Annotated in this window: 22 protein-coding genes; 15 read left to right on the forward strand and 7 right to left on the reverse strand. The window is 38.3% G+C overall.

Annotation, left to right across the window (positions count from 1 at the left end; all coding sequences use genetic code 11):
- Window positions 1–120 precede the first annotated feature (120 nt).
- From G0028_RS05355 to G0028_RS05385, 7 genes are all read left to right on the forward strand, one after another.
- A complete protein-coding gene (locus G0028_RS05355) occupies window positions 121–819 on the forward strand; it encodes a hypothetical protein (protein ID WP_130072951.1) in 699 nt (232 codons plus the stop codon).
- Between the two features lie 77 nt (window positions 820–896).
- On the forward strand, window positions 897–1709 hold the full coding sequence (locus G0028_RS05360; protein WP_180044912.1) for an RsiV family protein: 813 nt from the start codon (window positions 897–899) through the stop codon (window positions 1707–1709).
- Between the two features lie 115 nt (window positions 1710–1824).
- Window positions 1825–3096, forward strand: coding sequence for a serine--tRNA ligase (gene serS, locus G0028_RS05365; protein ID WP_130072949.1), 1272 nt, complete (start codon window positions 1825–1827; stop codon window positions 3094–3096).
- A gap of 106 nt (window positions 3097–3202) precedes the next feature.
- Entirely contained in the window at window positions 3203–6085 is a 2883-nt protein-coding gene (locus tag G0028_RS05370; protein WP_180044911.1) for a UvrD-helicase domain-containing protein, read from the forward strand.
- Between the two features lie 11 nt (window positions 6086–6096).
- On the forward strand, window positions 6097–7470 hold the full coding sequence (gene cysG, locus G0028_RS05375; RefSeq protein WP_180044910.1) for a siroheme synthase CysG: 1374 nt from the start codon (window positions 6097–6099) through the stop codon (window positions 7468–7470).
- 35 nt (window positions 7471–7505) lie between these two features.
- Entirely contained in the window at window positions 7506–7988 is a 483-nt protein-coding gene (locus tag G0028_RS05380; protein WP_130072946.1) for a tRNA (cytidine(34)-2'-O)-methyltransferase, read from the forward strand.
- Window positions 7989–8185: 197 nt separating this feature from the next.
- The gene (locus G0028_RS05385; protein WP_180044909.1) at window positions 8186–8878 is read left to right on the forward strand and encodes an aspartate/glutamate racemase family protein; all 693 of its coding nucleotides are present in this window, start codon (window positions 8186–8188) and stop codon (window positions 8876–8878) included.
- Window positions 8879–8966: 88 nt separating this feature from the next.
- Here G0028_RS05385 and G0028_RS05390 read toward each other — a convergent pair whose 3' ends face one another.
- From G0028_RS05390 to G0028_RS05400, 3 genes are all read right to left on the reverse strand, one after another.
- Window positions 8967–9962 carry a Tim44 domain-containing protein gene (locus G0028_RS05390; RefSeq protein WP_130072944.1) on the reverse strand — a complete coding sequence of 332 codons (996 nt, stop codon included), beginning with the start codon at window positions 9960–9962 and terminating at the stop codon, window positions 8967–8969.
- Window positions 9963–10083: 121 nt separating this feature from the next.
- Complete coding sequence (gene radA, locus G0028_RS05395) at window positions 10084–11472, reverse strand: DNA repair protein RadA (RefSeq protein ID WP_180044908.1); 1389 nt, start codon at window positions 11470–11472, stop codon at window positions 10084–10086.
- A gap of 136 nt (window positions 11473–11608) precedes the next feature.
- A complete protein-coding gene (locus tag G0028_RS05400; RefSeq protein ID WP_174493077.1) occupies window positions 11609–12964 on the reverse strand; it encodes an alanine/glycine:cation symporter family protein in 1356 nt (451 codons plus the stop codon).
- A 416-nt stretch (window positions 12965–13380) separates the two neighbouring features.
- On the opposite strand from G0028_RS05400, the gene G0028_RS05405 reads away from it, so the two are divergent.
- From G0028_RS05405 to G0028_RS05440, 8 genes are all read left to right on the forward strand, one after another.
- Entirely contained in the window at window positions 13381–14796 is a 1416-nt protein-coding gene (locus tag G0028_RS05405; protein ID WP_174493076.1) for an amino acid permease, read from the forward strand.
- Between the two features lie 160 nt (window positions 14797–14956).
- A complete protein-coding gene (locus G0028_RS05410; RefSeq protein WP_180044907.1) occupies window positions 14957–16522 on the forward strand; it encodes a hypothetical protein in 1566 nt (521 codons plus the stop codon).
- A gap of 118 nt (window positions 16523–16640) precedes the next feature.
- A complete protein-coding gene (lptM, locus tag G0028_RS05415; RefSeq protein WP_130072939.1) occupies window positions 16641–16859 on the forward strand; it encodes an LPS translocon maturation chaperone LptM in 219 nt (72 codons plus the stop codon).
- Between the two features lie 30 nt (window positions 16860–16889).
- Complete coding sequence (lysA, locus tag G0028_RS05420) at window positions 16890–18134, forward strand: diaminopimelate decarboxylase (RefSeq protein ID WP_180044906.1); 1245 nt, start codon at window positions 16890–16892, stop codon at window positions 18132–18134.
- A gap of 13 nt (window positions 18135–18147) precedes the next feature.
- Complete coding sequence (gene dapF, locus G0028_RS05425; protein ID WP_180044924.1) at window positions 18148–18993, forward strand: diaminopimelate epimerase; 846 nt, start codon at window positions 18148–18150, stop codon at window positions 18991–18993.
- A gap of 280 nt (window positions 18994–19273) precedes the next feature.
- On the forward strand, window positions 19274–19774 hold the full coding sequence (locus G0028_RS05430; RefSeq protein WP_180044905.1) for a chorismate--pyruvate lyase family protein: 501 nt from the start codon (window positions 19274–19276) through the stop codon (window positions 19772–19774).
- Window positions 19775–19788: 14 nt separating this feature from the next.
- The gene (ubiA, locus tag G0028_RS05435; protein WP_180044904.1) at window positions 19789–20676 is read left to right on the forward strand and encodes a 4-hydroxybenzoate octaprenyltransferase; all 888 of its coding nucleotides are present in this window, start codon (window positions 19789–19791) and stop codon (window positions 20674–20676) included.
- Between the two features lie 125 nt (window positions 20677–20801).
- A complete protein-coding gene (locus tag G0028_RS05440; RefSeq protein WP_180044903.1) occupies window positions 20802–22001 on the forward strand; it encodes an alpha/beta hydrolase family protein in 1200 nt (399 codons plus the stop codon).
- A 59-nt stretch (window positions 22002–22060) separates the two neighbouring features.
- On the opposite strand, the gene G0028_RS05445 is transcribed toward G0028_RS05440, so the two are convergent.
- The 4 genes from G0028_RS05445 to queE all read right to left on the reverse strand — a co-directional run bounded on the left by G0028_RS05445 (window position 22061) and on the right by queE (window position 24495).
- The gene (locus tag G0028_RS05445; RefSeq protein ID WP_180044902.1) at window positions 22061–22519 is read right to left on the reverse strand and encodes a peroxiredoxin; all 459 of its coding nucleotides are present in this window, start codon (window positions 22517–22519) and stop codon (window positions 22061–22063) included.
- A gap of 82 nt (window positions 22520–22601) precedes the next feature.
- Window positions 22602–23009: a hypothetical protein gene (locus G0028_RS05450; protein ID WP_130072932.1), complete on the reverse strand. Its 408-nt coding sequence runs from the start codon at window positions 23007–23009 to the stop codon at window positions 22602–22604.
- Window positions 23010–23025: 16 nt separating this feature from the next.
- Window positions 23026–23694, reverse strand: coding sequence for a 7-cyano-7-deazaguanine synthase QueC (gene queC, locus G0028_RS05455; protein ID WP_130072931.1), 669 nt, complete (start codon window positions 23692–23694; stop codon window positions 23026–23028).
- A 90-nt stretch (window positions 23695–23784) separates the two neighbouring features.
- A complete protein-coding gene (gene queE, locus G0028_RS05460) occupies window positions 23785–24495 on the reverse strand; it encodes a 7-carboxy-7-deazaguanine synthase QueE (RefSeq protein ID WP_180044901.1) in 711 nt (236 codons plus the stop codon).
- Window positions 24496–24578 lie beyond the last annotated feature (83 nt).

Below are 24578 nucleotides of genomic sequence, written 5' to 3' on the forward strand. Positions count from 1 at the left end.
TTAGTACATCCTTTTGATTTAAGTGCGGATTTATTTTTTTGTTGGTAGATGAGAACTTCAAAATTTTTTTATCAAATAAATACACATGTTTGGTGGAAGTAAAATAACAGGAAAAGCCTTATGACTAGACATATGCATAATCCCTTTAGACGTGAAGATGGGGCTCAAGTTTATGATCTTTCAGCAGAGATGTTCTTCTGTTTGCTTCAGCTCTATCGTGATTTTTCTAAAAAACAGGCAGGCTTTGAACTGACACACTATTATGAAATTTATTTACAAGTTTATCAAAATACAAGAGTATTAACTGCTCTATTCACCCCAAAATCCAATCTGAGTGCTTATTTAGAATCCTATCGTTTTGATTATGATATTGTCCATCAAAAACAGATTGATCATTTTCAACCGTCCTTTCAAGCCTTACCTGAGCCTTTGCATTTTTATCATTTTACGGATCACTTTTCTGATTTAATCATCCCTGCAACCATGTTAAAAAATTTATATTTAAGCTATCAAACATTTTTGCATCAAAATAAAACAGGTTTACCTTTGCGTTGGCATAGTTATAGTATGGCATTTTTAGGCAATGAGCCTTTAATGGCTGTGGCAATTTATCCTGCAAGTGATCCTGATCATTGGATGAATGGTACTTTAGGTGGTTTGGAAGGAAATGTAATTTATGATTTAAAACGAGACACGATTGTTAAATCTAATGTACGTATTTGGGGTGTGTTAAAAAACCGAAATGAAGATGAAGCAGCCGCACGCAAACGTGAAAATAAACGTTTAAACAAGAAATTAAGAAAGCAAAGTAGGCAATAATTACAATAATCAATTTCAATTTGGATGTTGTGGTTTTATGATACTTATATCGCAATACATGTTTGAAAGACCGCATCATGCAAGTACATTTAAAGAAAACGTTGGTTGCTTCTGCACTTCTATCTATTTTATTGGTGGTTTCAGGCTGCCAAGAAAAACCTGCTTCACAGGCAGAAGCAGCATCTGCACAACAAGCAAAAAAAATTGAAATTCCTTTGATTCAAGCAAAAATCGAGCGTGTAGAACTGCCTGAAAAACAATTTTGTGATGAAGATGGTTGTACTCAATATGATTTTCAAACGGTTAAAACGCAAGTCACATGGATTGATGATTATTTTTTAAATCGTATCAAAAAAGATGTTCCGAGTGCTTTTGAAAAACCAACCAAAGAGGCAACAGCAACAAGCAATGAGGCAGCAAGCCAAAAGGGATTAAGCCAAAGTTCAATTTATGTTCGTTTTATTTCTCAGCAGTATAATTTAGCAACTTTTATGATCCAGTCTTATACCTATGCAGCAGGTGCAGCGCATGGCATGTATCATAATGAATATGTCACTTTTGATTTATCCACCCAAAAGCGTTTGGCATTAACAGATATTTTAAAACCGAATGTCGAGGCTAAAGTGGCTGAACAATTGTATGATGCCAATGCAAATTGGTTGACGCAACATGACATTACCCGTGAAAAATTACAGCTTAGTGATAACTATTATTACGGCCCAAAAGGGATTGTTTTTGTTTATCCTTTATATGAATTAGCATCTTATGCAGAAGGGATGACAGAACTAACTTTACCTTATTTAAGTGCAAGAGATTTGGTCAAAGCTGAGTATTTACCAAGTTTACCTGTGATTGAAGCTGTCGCTGAAAAGCCTGTTGAGGCAGAATAAGCTCATTTTTCAACACAATATTTAAAATCTCTCCTGTGAATTTGCTCTGTCACTGTATTTTTTATGGTGAAGAGCTTACACTATAATCAGTTTTTTTCTCTTATTTAGATTGACTATGATCGACCCGAAATTAATCAGAAATAATATTGAGGCTGTAAATTTAGCCTTGGCAAAACGTGGTGTGCAACTCAATGTCGAGGAGTGGGCATCACTTGAAACTCGCCGTAAAGAAATTCAGTCCAAAACTGAAAATCTGCAAGCTGAGCGTAATTCGGGTGCAAAACAAGTTGGTCAAATCAAAAAAGCGGGCGGCGATGCTTCTGAAATCATGGCACGTATGTCTGCAATTGGTGATGAAATCAAAGCTGCGGAAGTTGAGCTGAACGAGTTACAAGCTGAACTTGATGCAAAACTCATGTCTATTCCAAACATGCCACACGAATCTGTGCCTGAAGGTAAAGATGAAAGCGACAATGTGGAAATCTTAAAATGGGGCACACCGCGTCAGTTTGACTTCGAGATCAAAGACCATACCGATCTGGGTGAAATGATGGGTGGTTTGGAATTTGAAACTGCAACTAAGCTTACAGGGACACGTTTTAGTGTATTAAAAGGTCCATTAGCGCGTTTACAACGAGCATTGACGCAATTTATGCTCGATACGCATACGCTGAAAAATGGCTATACCGAAGCTTATGTACCTTATTTGGTGAATGCTGATTCTTTACGTGGCACAGGTCAACTGCCTAAATTTGAAGAAGATTTATTCAAATTACAAGGTGAAAAGGAATACTACCTGATCCCAACAGCAGAAGTACCAGTGACTAACTTTGTGCGTGATGAAATCATTGATCCTGAACGTTTACCTTTAAAATATGCTGCGCATACGCCATGTTTCCGTAGTGAAGCGGGTTCTTATGGTCGTGATACCCGTGGTTTGATTCGTCAGCACCAATTCGATAAAGTTGAAATGGTTCAGATCGTTAAACCTGAAGATTCTATGCAGGCTTTAGAAGATTTAACTGGTCATGCAGAAGGCATTTTACAAGCTTTAGGTTTACCGTATCGTAAAATCGTACTATGTGGTGGTGACATGGGCTTTGGCGCATGTAAAACTTATGACTTAGAAGTTTGGGTACCTAGCCAAAATACTTATCGTGAAATTTCTTCATGTTCAAATATGTGGGACTTCCAAGCGCGTCGTATGAAAGCGCGTTATCGTACAGACCAAAAGAAAACAGAATTTGTGCATACGTTAAATGGTTCTGGTTTGGCTGTAGGTCGTACTTTACTTGCAGTGATGGAAAATTATCAACGTGCAGATGGTTCAATCGAAATTCCTGAAGTCTTACGTCCATATATGGGCGGGGTTAGCTTTATTGATTAATGATCATGTAAGCAAGCATGTTTGAAATGAAATAAGCCAAATTTGATATTTGGCTTATTTTTTATCATTAGTATAAATATTGAAATCAGTTGAGTTTGGATTTGAGATGGATGTCTTAATTTATAATGAATTAGCAAATCAAAAAATTATGGGTTTGGATAAACTCATCGCCTATTTGCAAGCAGATAATTTTAAATCCGCAGAAGTTAAAAAAATTCAACCAAATTTATATCGTGCCAAACTGAACCGTAGCGATCGTATTTTATTTTCTATTTATCAATATCAACAAAAAAACTATATTTTAATCTTGGAATATTTAAAAAATCATGATTATCAAGGTTCACGGTTTTTAAATGAAAATGTCCAAATTAATGAAGCTGAAATTCCTGATGTTGAATCTATAGATGAAATGGAAGCACAGGAACAATTGGTGTATATCAATGCCAATAACCCCAATTTTGTCTATTTAAACAAATTTATTTCATTTGATGATGTGCAGCAGCATATTTATAAACAATATCCGCCTTTGGTGATTATTGGTTCAGCAGGTAGCGGTAAAACCGCGATTTTATTGGAAAAAATGAAGCAGTTGGAAGGGCAGATTTTATATGTCACTTTATCTTCATTTTTAGTGAAAAACTCACGTGAGTTATATTATTCTGACCAATATTATAATGATCGACAATTGGTTGATTTTTATTCTTATCAGGATTTTATTGAAAGTATAGCAATTCCTGAACATGCTTTTGCTGATATTGAATTTTTTAGAACATGGTATAAAAAACATTATAAAAATAGCTTCAATGCACACAGTATTTATGAAGAATTTAAAGGTGTATTGACAGGTGCAATGACAGATCAGGCTTATTTGTCTGAACAGGATTATTTAAATTTAGGCATTAAGCAATCGATATTCAGTGTTGAGGAAAGGACTGAAGTTTATCGAATTTTTCAGCATTATTTGACTGAACTTGAGAAAAATAATTTATCGGATATAAATATTTTAAGCTTTGAATATCTGCAAAAAGTTAAAGCTGCCTATGATTATGTGGTGATTGACGAAGTACAGGATATTACTGCGATCCAACTCTATTTGATTTTAAATAGCCTCAGTGATAAAGGACTATTTTTAATGTGTGGAGATGCCAATCAAATTGTGCATCCAAATTTTTTCTCTTGGGCAAAGGTAAAAAGTTTGTTTCATCGTCATGAAGAACTGCATCATGGCATGGAAATCACCCATATATTGCAACACAATTATCGTAATGCGCAGCGAATTACCGAAATTTCCAATCGGGTATTATTGTTAAAAAATGCTCGATTTGGCTCGATTGATAAAGAAAGTCATTATTTAGTGCGAAGTAATGCAGATATACAGGGCGGTGTTTATTTTTTAAAAAATCGACCTGAAATTTTACATGAGCTAGATCAAAAAACTGCGGTATCCACACAGTTTGCGGTCATCGTGATGCATGAAGAACAAAAGAAAACCGCACAGCGGGTTTTTAAAACGCCCTTGGTCTTTTCGATTCAGGAAGCCAAAGGCTTAGAGTACCAAAACATTATTTTATATAATTTTGTCAGTCAGTCTGCCGCACATTTTAATGAAATATGCAGTGAGATTTCATTGCAGGATCTGCAAAGTGATTTTGTCTATGCACGTAATAAAGACAAAGCGGATAAATCACTTGAAATCTATAAATTTTATATCAATGCTCTATATGTTGGATTAACACGTGCAATGTCCAATATTTATTGGGTGGAACAGCAAGATCAACATCAGATTTTTCATTTGCTGGGTATGGATCAGGCTGCGGAAGTACTTGATCTACAAGATCAACAGTCAAGCTTAAAAGAGTGGCAAAAAGAAGCGCAGAAGCTCGAATTGCAAGGTAAAAAAGAACAGGCAGAGCGGATTCGACGTGAGATTTTAAAAGAAGAATCACCGAATTGGGTAGTATTAAAAGACAGTGAACTGCGACATTTAGAACATCGGGCATTGCAAGACAAAGATAAAAAATCTCAATTGGCTTTATTTGAATATGCCGTGGTTTATCAGCATCAGGCGTATTTAATTCAATTGGCAAAAATTGGATTTAAGCCTGCAATCAGTGTCTTTAATATGCGTCATGAAGTGGTGGCACATAAAGCTGAGCAGGGTATTTTGTCTAAATATTATATGAATTATCAGGTGAAACATCCGACAGCATTGCTGAAAAAGATTGAAAAATTTGGCATTAATCATCGCAATGAATTTAATCAAACACCATTAATGGCTGCTGTTTGGGTTGGTAACGGTGCATTTTATCAGCAGCTTTTACAAGATGGTGCTGATGTTGGATTATTAGATGGACATGGGTTAAATGTCTTACAAATTGCACTACAACGTGTCACTATTCAGCCTAAATATGCAGCCAACTTGACTGACATTGCAGCATATTTACCGCAAGACAGCATTGTTTTACAAATCAGCCAACGCTTATTTAAACTGGAAGCACATCATGCTGAATATATGATTTTTCAGCTCATGTACGTGATGAGTATGATTCAGGGCTATCAGCGTTATGCACGTGATGAAAAAGGCTTTGATAGTGCTGTATTGTTGGAAATGCTGGAAAAAATATCTGGTACGTTATTTGCTAAAAAGAAATTAAAGCGAAGTTATATCAGTTCACTTTTGTCTAAAAATGAAACAACAGGCAGTGACAAATATAACAAGCACTTATTTATACGAACGGGACGTGGGCAATATTTGCTGAATCCTGAATTGGTCATCAAAGTCAATGGGGAGTGGCAGCCGATTTATCAGAGTATGAATGTGCAACGGGTTGATTTTTATATGGATGAACCTGAAGTGCCTGAACTGGCAAATAATCAGCATTGGCAAGATAAGTTAAAACAGATCAATCAGTTTAATCGAAATCGTACATTGGCTTTTTTTGATGTTATTGGTCGTAAAGATGGTGCTAAAATTGAAACCGAATTGTAAAGGTGCATAGTGTGGATATTTTTCCAATTTCATTAAAATTACAGCAACAGCCCTGTTTGTTGGTGGGCGGTGGTCATATTGCCTATCGAAAAGCAGTACTTTTGGCAAAATCTGGGGCAATCATTCATGTGCTTGCGCCTGAAATTGAGCAGGATTTATTGCAAATCGTGCACTCAACTCAGGGGCAATATCATGCTGAAAAGTTTAATACACAAATTAGCCTAAGCAGCTTTAGATTAGTGATTGCAGCAACCAATGACAAAGCAGTCAATCAAGCAGTGTTTGAAGCGTGTGAAGTGTTAAATGTATTGGTCAATAGTGTGGATGATCCACCGCATTGCCGTTTTATGGTGCCTGCGATGATTGATCGTTCACCTTTGGTGGTGTCGATTGCGACCAATGGTGCTTCACCTGTGTTATCCCGTCAGATTCGTACCAAACTAGAAACTTTGATTCCACATGGTATGGGAAAACTTGCTGATTTTTCAGGAAAATGGCGTAAAGCAGTTAAAGAAAAAATTACCAATCCTGATGAACGTCGTATTTTTTGGGAAGATTTATATGCAAGTCCTCTGAAAGAGCAAGTTTTTAATGACAATCTGAATGAGGCGGATCGTTTAATTGAGCAAGCATTAACTGAATGGCAAAAACCAAAAGGTGAAGTGTATCTCGTAGGTGCTGGACCGGGTGATCCAGAGTTATTGACTTTAAAAGCACTGCGTTTAATGCAACAAGCCGATGTCGTAATTTATGACCGCTTGGTTTCACCTGCTATTATGGAACTGTGTCGCCGTGACGCAGAAAAAATCTATGTCGGTAAAGCACGTTCAAATCATTCTGTACCCCAAGATGGGATCAATGCTTTGTTGGTCGAGTATGCTTCACAAGGTAAACGTGTTTGTCGTTTAAAAGGCGGTGACCCATTTATTTTTGGACGTGGTGGTGAAGAAATTCAAGAACTATTTGCTGCGGGCATCGCTTTCCAAGTTGTCCCAGGCATTACCGCAGCATCGGGCTGTTCGGCTTATGCAGGTATTCCATTGACTCATCGTGACTATGCACAAAGTGTTCGTTTTCTGACAGGACATCTCAAAGAAGGCTCACCTGAGTTGCCATGGCAAGAGTTGGTTTATGAAAATCAAACCTTAGTTTTGTATATGGGCTTGGTCGGTTTAGAGAAAATTTGTGAAAAACTCATCGCACATGGTCAGCGTGCTGATATGCCTGTGGCTTTAATTTCTAAGGGTACAACACCTGAGCAAAAAGTCGTGATCGGAACTTTAGCAGACATTGCGTTCAAAGTAGAAGAATATCAAATTCAAGCACCAACCTTAACCATTATTGGTGAAGTGGTGAGTTTACGTGAACAGTTGCAGTGGCGATAACACTGTAACTTTTATTCAAAATAGGTCAATCTCCCGTGATACATGTTGTTTTATACGAACCTGAAATTCCTGCAAATACTGGGAATATTATCCGTTTATGTGCCAATACAGGTGCACAATTACATTTGGTTAAGCCTCTGGGATTTCAATTAGATGATAAAAAATTGCGCCGTGCGGGATTGGATTATCATGAATGGGCACATATGAAAGTATGGGAAAATTTTGAGCAATGTCTTGCGCATTTGGCTGAACAAGGTATTGAGCGTGATGCCATTTACCCATTAACCACGAAAGGTTTTGAAACGCCACATACTTCTGATTTAAACCGTCCAGTGGCTTTACTGATGGGACCAGAAACGCGTGGTTTGCCTGAAGACGTTCGTATGATGTTTCCCAAAGCGCATTGGATTCGTTTACCGATGGCACCAAATTCGCGCAGTTTGAATTTATCCAATGCGACTGCGGTAATTTTATATGAAGCATGGCGTCAGCAAGGTTTTCAAACCTTAACAGACTAGACGCAATTACATTATAAATGCTCATGAATATGGGCATTTTTTTATTGATATTAAGTAAAGTTCAAAAGAATAGAATGTGTTTATTAAATTGATATCAATGCTTTTTATCATATCGAAATCAACGATGATATTTTTGCATTTTTAAGCTGATGTGTGAACAATAAGAGCTCTAAACATAAATATATGATGACATTAAAATGAAAACGATCGGTCTTATTGGAGGTATGAGTTGGGAATCTTCAGCGCTTTATTATCAACAATTGAATCGTCAGATACAGCAACGTTATGGTGGTTTGCATTCTGCTCAAGTGATTTTAAATAGTGTTAATTTTCATGATATTGAAGTTTTGCAACGAGAAAATCGTTGGGATGAAGCAGGGCAATATTTGGCAAAAATTGCTGTGCAGTTAGAAGCTGCAGGTGCTGATATCATCGCCTTATGTACCAACACCATGCATAAAGTTGCAGCCGAGATAGAAAGAGCAATATATCGCCCGTTTTTGCATATTGCGGATGCCACCATTCAAGCGATTCAGCAACAGAAAATACAACGGGTTGGCTTGCTAGGTACAGCATTTACCATGCAACAAGATTTTTATAAAGGTCGATTGTTGGCACAAGGCATTGATGTGCAGACGCCAAGTGCTCATGATCAAATCATCATTCATGACGTGATTTATCATGAATTGTGCCGTGGTCATGTCCTTGAATCTTCAAAACAACAATATTTAAATATTATTCAAGCCATGATCGAACAAGGTATAGAAGGTGTGATTTTAGGCTGTACTGAAATTGGTTTATTGATTCAACAGCAAGATCTAAACATTCCTGTATTTGACACCACACAAATCCATGTCAATGCTTTGGTTGATTTTGCTTTGTCATTGTAATTTTTTAATTCCTAGATTCAAAATTGATCGAAAATAAAAAACCAGTGACGAATCACTGGTTTTGATACATTTATGCTGTTGAATGAAATTATGCTTGTTGAATGCCCGCAACGAGCCAGTCTTGTGTAGAACCTGCAGGTTTTACAAAATGCCAGATTTCTGTGAATGGAACGGGTTGGCTATTCAAGTCTTCGCTCACTGTACCTGTAAAGCGTACGCTCACAACATATTGACCATTTTCTGTCGCTGAGTCAGTCACCATTGCATTTAAATTAGAAAACTCAGCAACGTCTTGATCTTGGTTTGCCATGATATCGCTATACATAGACTGATAAAGATCAGGCGTTAAATAACGCTGAATTTCGTTAATATTGCTTGCAGTATTCATCGACTGAATATGGTTAAAACGTTGACGTGCAATACGTAAAAAGGCAGCAGGTTCAGTGCCATCTGGGAGTTGATTGCCGCTTTGTGTTGATGCCGCACCAAAAGGCGCTTGTGTTGCAGCAGAACCACCTACAGATTGACCAAAGATATTGGTGTTATCACCATTTTGTGCTGTAGATGAGCGACCAAAAGGAGTCGAACTTGGTCCTGCATTATTAGGTGCATAAGGATTAGAGGCTGCTAATTTTTTTTTTGCACCAAATTTACGGAACAAGAAGAAAGCACCACCCGCAATCAGGATGAGCCAGATCCAACTTGGGATGCCGCCTTTTTCCTCTTCTTGCTGAGCCGCTGCTTGCTGTTTCGCTAATTCTGCATCATTGGTCTGTGCTTGATTATTGGCATTGTTGTCGTCTGCCATTGCGTTTGCAGCAACAGCTCCAATCGCAGCACCTGCTACACCAGCAGCAACCATTTTACCTACACCAGAACCAGATTTCTGTTGGGTATTTTGAGCAGGCATGGGTTGTTGTACAGGCGTAGCTTGTCGAGGTTGTGAGTAAGACTGACTTGGAGTAGCAGAGCGGCTCATACCATGACTTTTACCACCGCCTGCACGTTTAGCTTCCGCTAAAGGTGCAACCACCAATGCTGCCATCAGTACACCTGCCATTAAACCACGCTGTCGAACTTCCATTGAATTTTCCTACTAGAAATAATATGTTGATTGAACTTCTATATATGCAGCTTTTTCAGTGAAATTTCAAGAATGATTGCCATTTTTTTGCACAGTCATTCACATAAAGACAACGATTTCTTTAATTATGCTCATCACACAGTTGAATGGCTTCAGTCAAAGCTTCATGTAAGCGAGCAACAGCAATGATTTGTACCCCAGCGATCGGTTTTTGTGGTGCATTGCCACGTGGCACAATGATGTATTTAAAACCATGTTTAATGGCTTCTTTTAAGCGTTCCTGACCATTGGGTACAGGACGTATCTCACCCGATAACCCGACCTCACCAAAGACAGCAAGCTGTTGGGGGAGTGCTTTGGAGCGTAAACTCGACGCACAGGCTAAAAGCACGGCTAAATCTGACCCTGTTTCCGTAATCTTTAAGCCGCCGACCACATTGACATAAACATCTTGTCCTGATGTTTGTACCCCACCATGACGATGCATCACGGCCAACAACATATTTAAACGGTTTTGTTCCAAACCTAAAGCAACACGGCGAGGTTGTCCATGTGCATCATCGACCAAAGCTTGTACCTCAACCAAAAGAGGACGTGTACCTTCACGGCTGATCATCACCACTGAACCGGGAATAGCTTCATCATAACGGCTCAAAAAAATGGCTGAGGGATTAGCCACTTCTTTTAAGCCTTTATCCGTCATGCCAAATACGCCCAGTTCATTGACCGCACCAAAACGGTTTTTTACGGCACGAATCATACGGTAGCGTGAGTCAGATTGTCCTTCAAAATACAAAACACAGTCGACCATGTGTTCTAAAACACGAGGCCCTGCAAGCGAACCTTCTTTGGTGACATGACCGACAATAAATAATGCAGTACCACTGTTTTTGGCAAAACGGGTTAAAAGCGCAGCCGACTCACGGATCTGGGAAACGCCGCCAGGTGCAGATTGTAAAGTTTCAGTATATAAGGTTTGGATCGAGTCTAAAATTGCAACGGATGGACGCAGTTGCGCCAAGGTTTCACAAATACGCTCTACACAGGTTTCCGCCATGACTTGCAGTTTATCAGTAGGTAGATCTAAACGGTTGGCACGTAATGCCACTTGTGACAAAGATTCTTCACCTGTGACATACAGTGCTGAGCTGTTGGCTGCTGCCATATAGGTTGCAGTTTGTAGCAAAATAGTGGATTTACCAATGCCAGGATCGCCGCCAATCAAGACCACAGAGCCTGTCACCAAGCCACCGCCAAGGACACGATCAAATTCACCAATTCCTGTTGCGAGACGAGTTTCAGTCGACACTGCAACTTTATTTAAGGTCGTCACATTCGCTGCTTGACCTGCATAGCCACCCCCCATAGGTTTGGCACGGTGTGATACCACAGGTTCTATACGCACTTCAGTCAAGCTATTCCATTCACCACAGTCAGAACATTGTCCTGACCATTTGGGATGATCTGTGCCACATTGTTCGCAACGATAGAGTGTTTTTGCTTTTGCCATAATTGTTTATATAATTTCAATTTTGTTTGGACTATACAATAAATTTGTTCATATCAGCAGATAGATATTAAAAAGAGCGACTGTTTAAGTCGCTCTGATCTCAAATTTGAATTAAATCCATAGATCTTCATTTATGTTAATACAATTCACCTGATTTACGTTTATCAAGGAAATCCTTAGTTTCTTTCACAATTACGCTTGAAAGTAATAATAAGGCAATTAAGTTTGGAATTGCCATTAAACCGTTAAAGGTATCTGCAAATAGCCAGACTAAGTCAAGCGTTGCTACCGTTCCAATAAAGACTGTTGCGATATACATTAAACGGTAAATGAGGACAAATTTTTCACCCAATAAATAGGTCGCGCACTTTTCACCATAATAACACCAGCCTAAAATAGTAGAGTAGGCAAAGAAAATAATCCCGAATGTTACCACCCAACCGCCAACCCCTGGTAGCAAACGATCAAAAATATGTGTAGTTAACACTGCACCTGTTTCTGTACCAAAAGTATTTCCAGCAACCAGATAACCCATGACTAAAACAATACCTGTGATACTACATACAATAATAGTGTCGATAAATGTACCCGTCATGGATACTAGGCCTTGACGAACAGGGTGATCCGTTTTCGCTGCGGCGGCTGCAATTGGTGCAGAACCCATACCAGCTTCATTGGAGAATACACCACGTGCTACACCATAACGAATCACAGCACCAATGGCACCACCTGCAACTGCTTCACCTGTAAACGCATCTGTGAAAATTAACTTTAAAGCAGGTATGACTAATTCTAGATTACTGAAGATAATTGCTAAGCCACCCAGTACGTAACCAATTGCCATAATTGGGACAATAAAGGACGCTGCTTTAGCAATCGACTTAATTCCGCCTAAAATCACCAAGGCTGAAAAGACAGTAATGATAATTCCTGTAACCCAGGTTTGAACTCCCATGCTATTTTCGACTGCAAGTGCAACGGTGTTTGACTGTACTGAACTACCAATGCCAAAGGATGCAATTGTACCGAATAAAGCAAATAAAACAGCAAGCCATTTCCATTTTAGTCCACGTTCAATATAGTACATTGGGCCACCTGATTTTTGCCCATTCTCGTTGGTGACTCGATATTTAACTGCCAATACACCTTCACCATATTTGGTAGCCATTCCTACTAATGCAGTCATCCACATCCAAAAGACGGCACCTGGTCCACCGAGCACACATGCTGTGGCAACTCCAGCGATATTTCCTGTGCCAATAGTGGCAGAAAGAGCTGTCATTAAAGCACCAAACTGGGAAATATCGCCATCGCTACTTTTGGCTTTATCATGTCGTCCAAACACTTGTTTGAAGGCGAAGGGGAGGAGTCTAAATTGTAAAAACATTAAGCGCAGAGTGAGAAAAATCCCCGTACCGACCAACAAAACAAGCATGTAGGGTCCCCAGACCCAACCGCTAAGTGTTTCCATCGCTGATTGTAAGTTTTGCATATTCGCTTCTTCTTTTTCCTGATCTGTTATTTACATAGCAATTAAGCAAATGCTATGCCATCCCTGTATTTATGTGTTTTTGGATTGTTTATTAATTCAATTGAAAATTGGTCTAATCATCAAAATGGGTAAACAAATCCATATTGTTTTTTCCAATGATTTCTTTTTTGACATAGATTTATTTAACTTACAAGTCATTTTCTATGTTTAACAATCAATAAAAATAGTTGATTTTAATTATTGATTTTTATAAATATTAATAAAATTAAATAAAATCATGTGATTATTAGTGTGTAACTATTGATCTTTGAAATAAAAAGCTGCTGCGCAATGAATGAACAAACTTGATAATTTTTTTTTATTTTTTAGCAAAATTAAGCTAATTTGTGCAAATTAACACGAATGTTGAATTAAAAATGTCTAATGAAAATCAAAAGTCTTCTGTAGATTCAGGAGAATTGGCAAGAAGTTTATCGAATCGACATCTACAGTTAATTGCGATTGGTGGTGCGATTGGAACAGGACTGTTCATGGGGTCAGGCTCTACGATTAGTAAAGCTGGACCCTCGATATTAATTATTTATATGTTGATTGGTTTGATGGTGTTCTTCGTCATGCGTGCGCTTGGTGAATTATTATTGTCAAACTTAAAATATAAGTCATTTATTGATTTATCCACCGATTTAATTGGTCCTTGGGCAGGCTATTTTGTTGGATGGACCTATTGGCTATGTTGGGTCACGATTGGAATCGCAGATTTATCTGCCATTATTTACTATTTAGAGTTTTTTAATAATGGGGCATCCTTTACGCCATTAGGAGGGCTTTTAATTAGTACGGTTGCCATACTGTTTGTACTTGGTCTGAACTTGCTCACTGTACGACTGTTTGGTGAAATGGAGTTTTGGTTTGCCATGGTTAAAATTACAGCCATCATTGTGTTGATTGCTGTCGGTTTATGGATGGTCTTTACTGGGTTTACGAGCGAATCAGGTGCCGTGGCAAGTATCTCCAATCTTTGGTCACATGGGGGGATTTTCCCGAAAGGTTTAGATGGATTTTTGGCAGGTTTTCAAATCGCAATTTTTGCCTTTGTAGGTGTCGAATTGGTCGGTACAACGGCTGCTGAAACACAAGATCCTAAACGTAATTTACCTAAAGCAATTAATTCGATTCCAATCCGTATCATCATTTTCTATGTTTTAGCTTTGTTTGTCGTGATGTGTGTAACACCTTGGGATCAAATTAATCCGAAAGTGAGTCCATTTGTAAATATTTTCTCACAAGCGGGTATTGCATCTGCTGCGATTATCATGAACTTGGTAGTATTGTCATCGGTGATGTCATCCATGAACAGTGGTGTATTTTCAACCAGTCGTATGCTATTTGGTTTATCGACAGATCAACAAGCACCAAAATTATTTGGTAAATTGTCGAAATCTTCTGTGCCTGCAAAAGCATTGATTTTTTCATCGATCTGTATCTTTTTAGGTGCATTTGTTCAATATGTGTATAAGGTTCAAACAGGAACCAATGATGAAGTTACGGCGTTTACCTTAGCGACAACTTTATCAACCATTCTATTTATATGTGTATGGATTATTATTATGTGGAGTTATATTAACTACCGCAGAAATAAACCTGAACTACATGCACAATCTACATTTAAGCTGCCTGGCGGTGTGTTTACATGTGTGGTTGTGATTTTATTTTTCTTAGCAACCGTGTATTTCCTTGCTTTAGATGAAACGACATTAGAGGCTTTAAAAGTAAGTCCAATTTGGTTAATCATTTTAGCAATTGGTTATTTTGTATTTTATAAGAAAAAATAATCCTATTGAATGTTCTTTTAAAAACTGTCTGATGGAAACATGAGGCAGTTTTTTTATGCGACAAAGTTTGACGTTATAGTTGATTTGATCATAAAAAATGCTAGAAGCAAAATTTAGGCTGTATTAAGATATTATTTTTATTATAAAAATGGGGACAGGGATGGGGCATGACGAACAGTATTTACAACGACATTTACAAGAAATATTTCGGGTGCATGGACTTTCACATAATCATGAGATCAGAAATGGTCATGCTGCATGGCAACAGCTGATTCAAGACAAATATCAACAAGAACCTTGTCAATTATTAGCATTATGCATGGTTTATGTTGAAAGTTTACAGTCCGCTTTACCCATTTCTGAAACAAAAATTCACTATGTAGAACATGCGCAAAACATTGCCAATTTTTATCGAGATCATGTGGAGCAACGCACACGTATTCTAACTGTGTTGAATGAGTTGTTGCTATTAGGTGAGGCTTATTTTGCACAACCACGTCTGTTTAAAGATTATGTGGCTAAAGGCATGTTTGAGCTTAAAGAAATTTTAGAGCGGACACAGGCATTGTGGGATTTACAGCAACTGTATCACAATGGAGATTTTAAATTTTCAGCAGGATTACTACCGCTGTTAGACCGCTATATTGCGTTGTTAGACCCTTATCAGGCATTGAATTATGATGAGCGTGAACCTTTAATTCAAGATTTACAGTTAGAGATTGTGCAACAATATCCTGAAGATATTTTAAATTTATTTTTATTTGCGCTTAAAGAAGAAGAATATTTTCATTATTGGGTCAGTAAAAAATTGTTTTTTATTTTGATGGAACAAAAAAATAAGCGTTTAAATCGACCTGAAATTTTAGAAAAATTAGTACAAGAATTTGATCTAATTATTAAAAAAATGATTTATGCCAAACCATTTATTCTGCATTTGGCCTTTTCAATCGAAAAAATCGCCAAAGCGCAACAACTCAATCATGCCATTGTAGACGCGATGGTGCAGATTCAGTTTACCAAACACAGTACCCAATCTATAGCCATGCGCCGTTTGGAACAAATTCAACACAAAGTCAGTGACTTGGCAACAGCATTTACGCAACAAAACACACTCAGTTCTGCTCAATATGCAGATATAGAATATCAGTTACCGTTGTCTGCGGTGACGCCAAGTAGGACATTTTATAGTGCGATGCCTTTGGTTTGGGTAGATATTTTACAACAAGAATTTACAGCTTTTGATAGACCGAAAAAAGCAGATTGGCAGATATTTTGGCAGCATGTAGACAATGTGAGTGCGAAAAAGCCTAGCCAAAAATGGTTAAAAAAAGCTGAAGAAATTTTACAGTCATCCATTCAGGAGGCTTATGTACAGCGTGTGTCAGGATGGATGACGTTAATTGAGCAAAATTCACCGCGAAATATGCGTGTATTTGACAGTAAAAATGAAAATACGTTGAAAGGCGTGTTGTGGTTTTTATTGTTATTGCCTGTACAGCAAGAGGTGATTGCATTATTAAGTCGTGTTGTGCAGATTGGTTATCGTAAAATTGCCGGGATCGGTGCAAATAGCACCAATTTAGCAAATGCAGCCATCTATGTCTTATTGCAGCAGGGTGAAAGTGGTAGACAAGCGTTGCATGATTTATACGAACATTTATCTTATGACATTGCTAAAAATGCGATTCAAAAAGCATTGGACAGTGTTGGAGAACATACAGACTAATCTAGCAAATTTATTAATTTCACTTATGTTAAAAGCCGATGAGTAAATCATAGGCTTTTGCTTTTATCATCAGGGTGATCACGCTATACTGCCATAAAACATTGTATTGGGTACACTGATGTATGCTATTTCAAATAAAATCGCTTTGCTGTCAATTTTTCTATTGTTAACAGCATGTGGTCAATCAGGTGAATTACAATTACCAAATGACCCAAATTATGACAAACGTGCGCAATATTTGCTTTACCCAAATACAGACAGTCAAGCCACTTCTGCTGACAAAAAAGTAGTCGCAACTCTCGATGCACCTGCCGCATCACAAGTGACAACCAACTAAATTTTTAGCGTTCATTGAAAGGATACATTCATGAGTTTTTCCCGCATTAATGGGGTATTGCATGCAGAGCAATGTTCTTTAGATCAGCTTGCACAGCAATTTGGCACACCGCTTTATGTTTACTCTAAAGCAACTTTTGAAAAACATTATTTAGATATGGATAAAGCTTTTGAATTTATCGATCATCAAATTTGTTTTGCGGTGAAGTCAAACTCAAATCTTGCGGTATTGAATGTACTGGCAAAACTCGGTTCAGGTTTTGATATTGTGACAGGTGGAGAGCTTGCACGTGTGTTAGCCGCAGGTGGCGATGCTTCAAAAATTGTATTCTCTGGTTTAGGTAAACAAGAAGCAGATATTCAAAAAGCCTTAGAAGTGGGCATTGCTTGTTTTAATGTTGAATCTTATGCTGAACTTGATCGAATTCAAAAAGTTGCTGCTCAACTGGGTAAAAAAGCGCCAATTTCTTTACGTGTAAACCCAGATGTGGATGCGAAAACACATCCGTATATTTCAACAGGGTTAAAAGAAAATAAATTTGGTATTCCTTCAGATGTCGTTTTTGAAACGTACCAATATGCAGCTTCTTTACCAAATCTTGATGTTGTGGGCATCGACTGTCATATTGGTTCACAGTTGACTGAAACACAACCTTTTGTTGATGCACTTGATCGTGTGATTGCCATGATTGAACAGTTGAAAGCACTTGGCATCAATCTAAAACACATCGACATTGGTGGTGGTTTAGGTGTGACCTATAAAGATGAAACACCGCCTACAGTGACTGAATATGCCAATGCAATGCGTCCTGCTTTAGAGAAACTTGGCCTAAAAGTCTATATGGAACCGGGTCGTAGTATCTCTGCCAATGCGGGTGTACTATTAACCAAAGTTGATTTACTCAAACCAACCAATCATCGTAATTTTGCAATTATTGATGCAGCAATGAATGACTTAATTCGCCCATCTTTATATCAAGCATGGATGGACATTCAAGCGGTTACACCTCGTACCGATGTTGAAACAAAAACATGGGATCTTGTCGGTGCGATTTGTGAAACGGGTGATTTCTTAGGAAAAGAGCGCGATTTAGCATTACAAGAAAATGATATTTTGGCAGTGATGGGTGCAGGGGCTTACGGCTTTGTCATGAGCTCAAACTATAATAGCCGTGGACGTGCTGCGGAAATCATGGTTGATGGTGAGCAAGCACATGTGATTCGTCAGCGTGAAACGATTGAATCACTTTGGGAAAATGAACAGTTATTGCCTTAAGGAGTAAATGAAGATGATATTAGAATTTACTAAAATGCATGGCTTGGGCAATGACTTTATGGTGGTTGACCTGATCAGCCAACGTGCTTTTTTTGATACCGCGACAATTCGTCGTTTGGCTGACCGTCATTTTGGTGTGGGCTTTGATCAATTACTGATCGTTGAACCTCCTGATTTTCCAAATGTCGATTTTAAATATCGTATTTTCAATGCGGATGGTTCTGAAGTCGAACAGTGTGGTAATGGTGTACGTTGTTTTGCGCGTTTTGTACATGAGCGTCAACTGACCAATAAAACTAAATTTAAGGTACAAACCTGCGCAGGAATTGTAGAACCTGAAATTGGTGCAAATGGTTGGGTACGTGTCAATATGGGCTATCCGAAGTTTTTACCTGTTGAAATCCCATTTGTTGCTGAAGAAGCAGATGCTTTATATGACATCGACTTAGCTAATGAGCAAAAGTTGACGATTGATGTTGTCAACATGGGAAATCCACATGCAGTCACCGTGGTTTCAGATGTTTTAACGGCTGATGTCGAAAATATTGGTCGTCAAGTTGAGTCACATACGCGTTTCCCTCAACGTGTAAATGCAGGCTTTATGCAAATCATTGATGAAAAACATGCACGTTTACGTGTCTTTGAGCGTGGTGTGGGTGAAACCATGGCATGTGGCACAGGTGCTTGTGCTGCGGCAGTTTCGGGCATACGTCGTGGTTTATTGTCTAATCAAGTGGAAATTGAGCTTGCAGGCGGTACATTGCACATTGAATGGAAAGAAGGCGATGTGGTGTGGATGACAGGTCCAACGGCAAATGTTTATGAAGGTCGTTTGGATTTACGTTATTTTCAAAGTTGATTAAACGTTATTGTTAGCAAAGCAGATTTTAATACTGTGAAAAGCCCTGAAGTGATTTCGGGGCTTTTTTAAGGGCTGAGCTAAACCTAATTGATAAAATAATGAAAATCATGCAATGGCTGTTGAGGGACAGCACTAAATTTTGTAGATGAAAATTTTTGTAGATGAAGATCGCGACAATCGCAACACAGCGAGTCATCATCTTGATATACTTGATAAGAATTGACATTATTTTTGATGATTCTCAATGATGCTTTTCTTTATTTAATATTTCAAGGAAATGACAGTGATTGCTTCCTGCCGCAAACAGGTTTTCAATACTCCTGAGCATTTAACCACATGGCTGTATGCCGAAGGTTCACTCACACAACAACTGACTGACATCGCGAGTGGTGTATTTAAAGTTGAACCGACACATGAACATTTCCAACGTTTAACATGGATTGATAGTCAATGGATGCAGATGCCGTATCAACATACAGCATGGGTACGTGAAAGCCTTTTATATGGCTGTGATGCAGATGCATGGGTCAAAGCTAAAAGTATTTTCCCGATTTTAAGCTTGCAAAAACGTGCTCGTTTATTTCAGCATATTGGGCGACAACCTATAGGTCGATTTTTATTTCAGCGTACACATCCTGCTTGTGAGCGTCGTGTATTGCTTTTAGACGATGGTTGGACACGTCAAAGTTGTTATACTTGGCATGGCTGCAAATTTATTGTGCAAGAAACTTTTTTACCTGCTTTTAAGCAATTCCTTGAAAGTAAATCGTTGAAATAAGGTGTTGGATTTTCATGACAACTCTGCAACAGACCACATGGCGTGATCGCTTAGAAGCTTATTATTATTTGTGTCGGTTTGACAAACCAATTGGTACCGAATTGGTGTTTTGGCCGACCATGTGGGCGTTATGGATTGCAGCAGGAGGCATTCCTGATCTTGTGACATTAACTGCTATGGTATTAGGTACGATTTTTATGCGTGCAGCAGGTTGTGCAATTAATGATTTTGCAGATCGTAAGGTGGATGCGCATGTAGAGCGTACCAAAAACAGACCCTTAGCCACAGGAGTGATTTCAGCCAAAGAAGCGATTTGGGTTTTTATTGCCTTGGTGGCTGCAAGTGCGTGTACATTATTTTTCTTACCGATTGCGACTTTCTATTGTGCATTGGCAGCTTTGGTCTTGGCATTTATTTACCCATTTATGAAACGCTATACCCATTTACCACAAGTGGTTTTAGGCATGGCATTTTCATGGGGGATTCCAATGTCTTTTACCGCGATGGGTAAGCCTTTGGATTGGACATGTTGGTTGCTTTATTTTGGTAATTTGGCTTGGACAGTGGCTTATGATACACAATATGCCATCACTGACCGTGAATATGATTTGAAAATTGGTGTGAAGTCGACAGCCATTTTATTTGGCAAATATGACATTGAAATTATTTCCTTATTACAAGCAACAGCGGTGATTTTGATTGGTGCAAGTTTATATTTGGAAAATCTATTATTTCCTTATGGTTTAATTGCCTTGTTGGTGGTGGTTGCAGACTTTATTTATCAATGGACAAAGACCAATGATCGTGATCCGCAACGTTGTTTTTGGGCATTCCGACATAATCGTTGGGTTGGGCTGATTATCTTTGTAGGTATATTTATCGCTTTATATTTTAAAAATTAAAAATTTAAAGGTAAACGGTGAAAACATCGTATTTTCATGAAAAGTACCCTAGTAAGGTACTTTTTTTTATGCTTTATTAGTGAAGTGCTCATGAAGAGCAAAAAAACAACAATGAGGATATATTTATGCAACACGTACTTAAAAAATCACTGATTGCGTTGAGCTGTACTTCGGTTCTCTTTTTTGCGGGGTGTAATGATGATGACGATGACTTTAATTTTATCGTAGACTCAAAGACTAAAACATTTAAAGTTGATAACGATGTTGCCAATGTGGCAAATAAGCATGATATTTTTACATACACTATGCCAAGTGTGTTAAATAAAGATATTGATGCAACAACTTTAGTTTTTACACCGAAAGGTACAGCGCCAACAGGTGGGTGGCCTGTGGTGGTGTGGGCACATGGCACAACAGGGGCAGCTGATCAATGTGCTCCATCTGCAAATGAATTGGATGGTTTAGAAAAAGATTTGATCATGGCGCTACTGCAAAAAGGCTATGCAGTTGTTGCACCAGACTATGAAGGTTTAGGTAATAAGAAAGTTGCTCATCCTTATCTGAATTTACAAAGTGCTGCAAAATCAATTCTATTTGCTTTGGATCAAGCCAATAAACATTATGGTAATTTGTCTAAAAATTGGAGTGTCATTGGTTGGTCACAAGGTGGGCATGCTGCTTTAGCTGCGGCTGAATATAGTAAAGCGTTACCAAATTATAATTTTAAAGGCACAGTGGCGATTGCACCAGCATCCTATTTAGGTGAAACACTTGATTTGGGTATGCAAGTTGCAAATCAGTATGCACTTGCAGGTGACGCTGTACAAGCGACAAAAATTGGTGCAACTTTATATACCTATGCTGCAATTGTTAGCTCGGGAATCAAAGCGGGATCAACAACCTTTAAATATAATCAAGCTTTTATTGATGCAAAAGTACCTTTGGCAGAACAAGCGGAAAGTTTGTGTTCACCTGAGTTAGCCGTTAAATTTGGTGAGGATATTCAAAAAACTTTACAGTCGAATGGTGGTAACTTTAGTAAATATCAAGCATTACAAAAGGACTTTAAAACAGATCCAGATGTTGCAAATTATTTAGCAGATAATACGCCTGCTAAAGTGAAGCTTGAAAAGCCTGTGTATATTTATCAAGGTAAAGCGGATACCACAGTACCATATCTCATTACAGAACAATTGGTTGCAAATATGACGGCGAAAAAAACCGATGTTAAATTGCAGCTTTTAGAAGGAAAAACGCATAGTACAGCGGTATCTGACAATATTCCGTTATTGGCAAATACTGTAGATGCATTGATGAAACAATAATGTAGTTTCATAAAAATAAGGAGCATATAGCTCCTTATTTTTTCAGATTAAATATTCAATTATTTCTGCAAAGCTTTTAAATCTTCTAAAACAATTTCAGCATGTCCTGCTGCTTTGACTTTGCGATATTCTTTAACCAATTCGCCTTTATGGAAAATAAAAGTGGAGCGTTCGATGCCCATGACTTTTTTACCATACATATTTTTTTCTTTAATGACATCAAAATGCTGACAGAGCACTTCATCTTTGTCACTAATCAAGTCAATTGTTAAAGCCTGTTTTTCAGTAAAGTTCTGATGCGTTTTCACGGAGTCACGAGAAACACCAATAATCGTGGTGTTTAAAGCATCAAATTGATCTTTTAAACAAGAAAATCCAACGGCTTGTGTCGTACAACCTGGGGTATTATCTTTTGGATAAAAATAAAGAATGAGCCAATCCGTTACTATTTCGGTGAGATTGATTTCACCTTGCGTACTCGCAAAGCACTGGTTGGGTAATTGAATATTCTCAGACATGTGTTACTCCAATTTTATTCCATTATGCAAGCTATAAAAAAATAAGCCACAAAAATGTGGCTTATTTTCAAATGATGACAACTTATTTTTTCGCTTGAGCCGCTTTCATTGCAGCTTCAGTTAAGGTTTTTAATTTACCTGTTAACTGAGGACCAAAACATGCTTGAAGGTCTTGGTTTTGTTTTTGTACAAACGCTAAAGAAGAAGGATTTTTCTTTTGGTTAATGGCACTTTGGATTTGCCATTTTTGATCATTGGTCAGTTTACCGTCTGATTCAATTGCACAAGAACAGTATTTGCTGACTTCAGCAGAGGTTAATTTGCCACCTTTGGCTGTTTCAGTTTTACATACACCAATCAATGCAGACTTTACGTTGCTGCTTTTATATGCTTGTTGTAGTGCATTATTGTCTGCTTGTGCTGCTGTACCAAATAAAGCCGCCGCAGAAAATAAAGTTGAAAGAATAAGACCCGATTTTAAGTTTTTCATAAACTGTACCTTGTTATTACTGTATATAACGTGTTGGGTCAGCAACACCTGCATCATTGAAGCCTTGCTTTCTGAGGCGGCAGCTATCACATTTTCCACAAGCACGTCCTTGGTCATCTGCTTGGTAACAGGAGACCGTTTGACTATAGTCTACGCCATGTTCAATGCCTAAGCGTATTATATTCGCTTTGGATAAATGTAACAGAGGTGTTTCAAATTTAAGTGGTTTTCCTTCAATCCCCACTTTGGTTGCAAGGCGGGCCATATTGGCAAAAGCTTCGATAAATTCAGGACGGCAGTCAGGATATCCTGAATAATCAACAGCATTGATGCCAATTACAATCGCTTGTGCATCAAAAACTTCAGCAGCAGCAAGCGCATAAGATAAGAAAATTGTGTTACGTGCTGGAACATAAGTTACAGGAATACCATCAGTTTCATGATCAGGAACATCAATATTATGGTCAGTCAGTGCAGAACCACCTAGATTTCCTAAGTCAATATTGATGACACGATGTTCTATACCTGCATTTTTTGTAATCGCACGTGCTGCATCAAGTTCTGTGGTTGAGCGTTGACCATACATAAAGCTCAGTGCAATACAGTCGTAATTTGCTTGTGCCCAAGCTAAGCACGTTGTTGAGTCTAAGCCACCAGATAATAAAACTACGGCGCGAGGGCGCATAATCAAAGTCTCCAAAAATTACTAAAATTCGATAACTTATCGTGCTTTATATTTTCTAAACGTAAAATAAAAATACAACGATGCGATGTATTAACGACCAGTTTCATCATTCCATAACAATTTATGCAATTGTAATTGGAAACGAACAGGGAGATGGTCATCTAAAATCCATTGTGCAAGGTCACGTGCCAATTGTGGCAAACGTACCGCACCTTTTTCGACTGCAAAGGCAGGGGAGAACCAAACAGTACTCACTTTTTCATTTAACTGAAAATCAGCGACTTGTTGCTTTGCCCAATCATAGTCTTCACGATTACAAATCACAAACTTGATCTGATCATGTGGTGTTAAATATTCAAAATTACTGAGTAAATTGCGTTGCATTTCACCTGACGTTGGGGTTTTTAAGTCTAAAACTTTAGACACACGTGGATCAACTTTAGATACATCCAATGCACCACTGGTTTCTAATGAAACATCACAACCTAAGTCAGCAAGACGTGTCATGAGTGGTAAGGCATTGGGCTGAGCTAAGGGTTCACCACCTGTTACACAAATATAAGGGGTTTTAAAATCGAGCGTTGTTTGAATAATTTGCTCTAAAGATTGGCGTTCACCACCTTCAAAAGAATACGTGGTATCACAATAGGTACAACGTAAAGGACATCCTGTTAACCGAATAAATACCGTGGGTAAGCCTGCTGCATTGGCTTCACCTTGCAAAGAATAGAAAATCTCCGTAATACGTAGTCCCGCAGACGGATCGGAGACAGGAATAGTCGAAGTTCGCAGAGCATTCATGAGATTTACCACAGGTTACAAAATGAAAAATCTCCACGCTCACATCTGAGCGTGGAGATGGAGGAACGAAGAAAGCGCCAAGG

Origin of the sequence: Acinetobacter piscicola, from assembly GCF_015218165.1 — a bacterium.
GTDB classification, from domain to species: Bacteria; Pseudomonadota; Gammaproteobacteria; order Pseudomonadales; family Moraxellaceae; genus Acinetobacter; species Acinetobacter piscicola_A.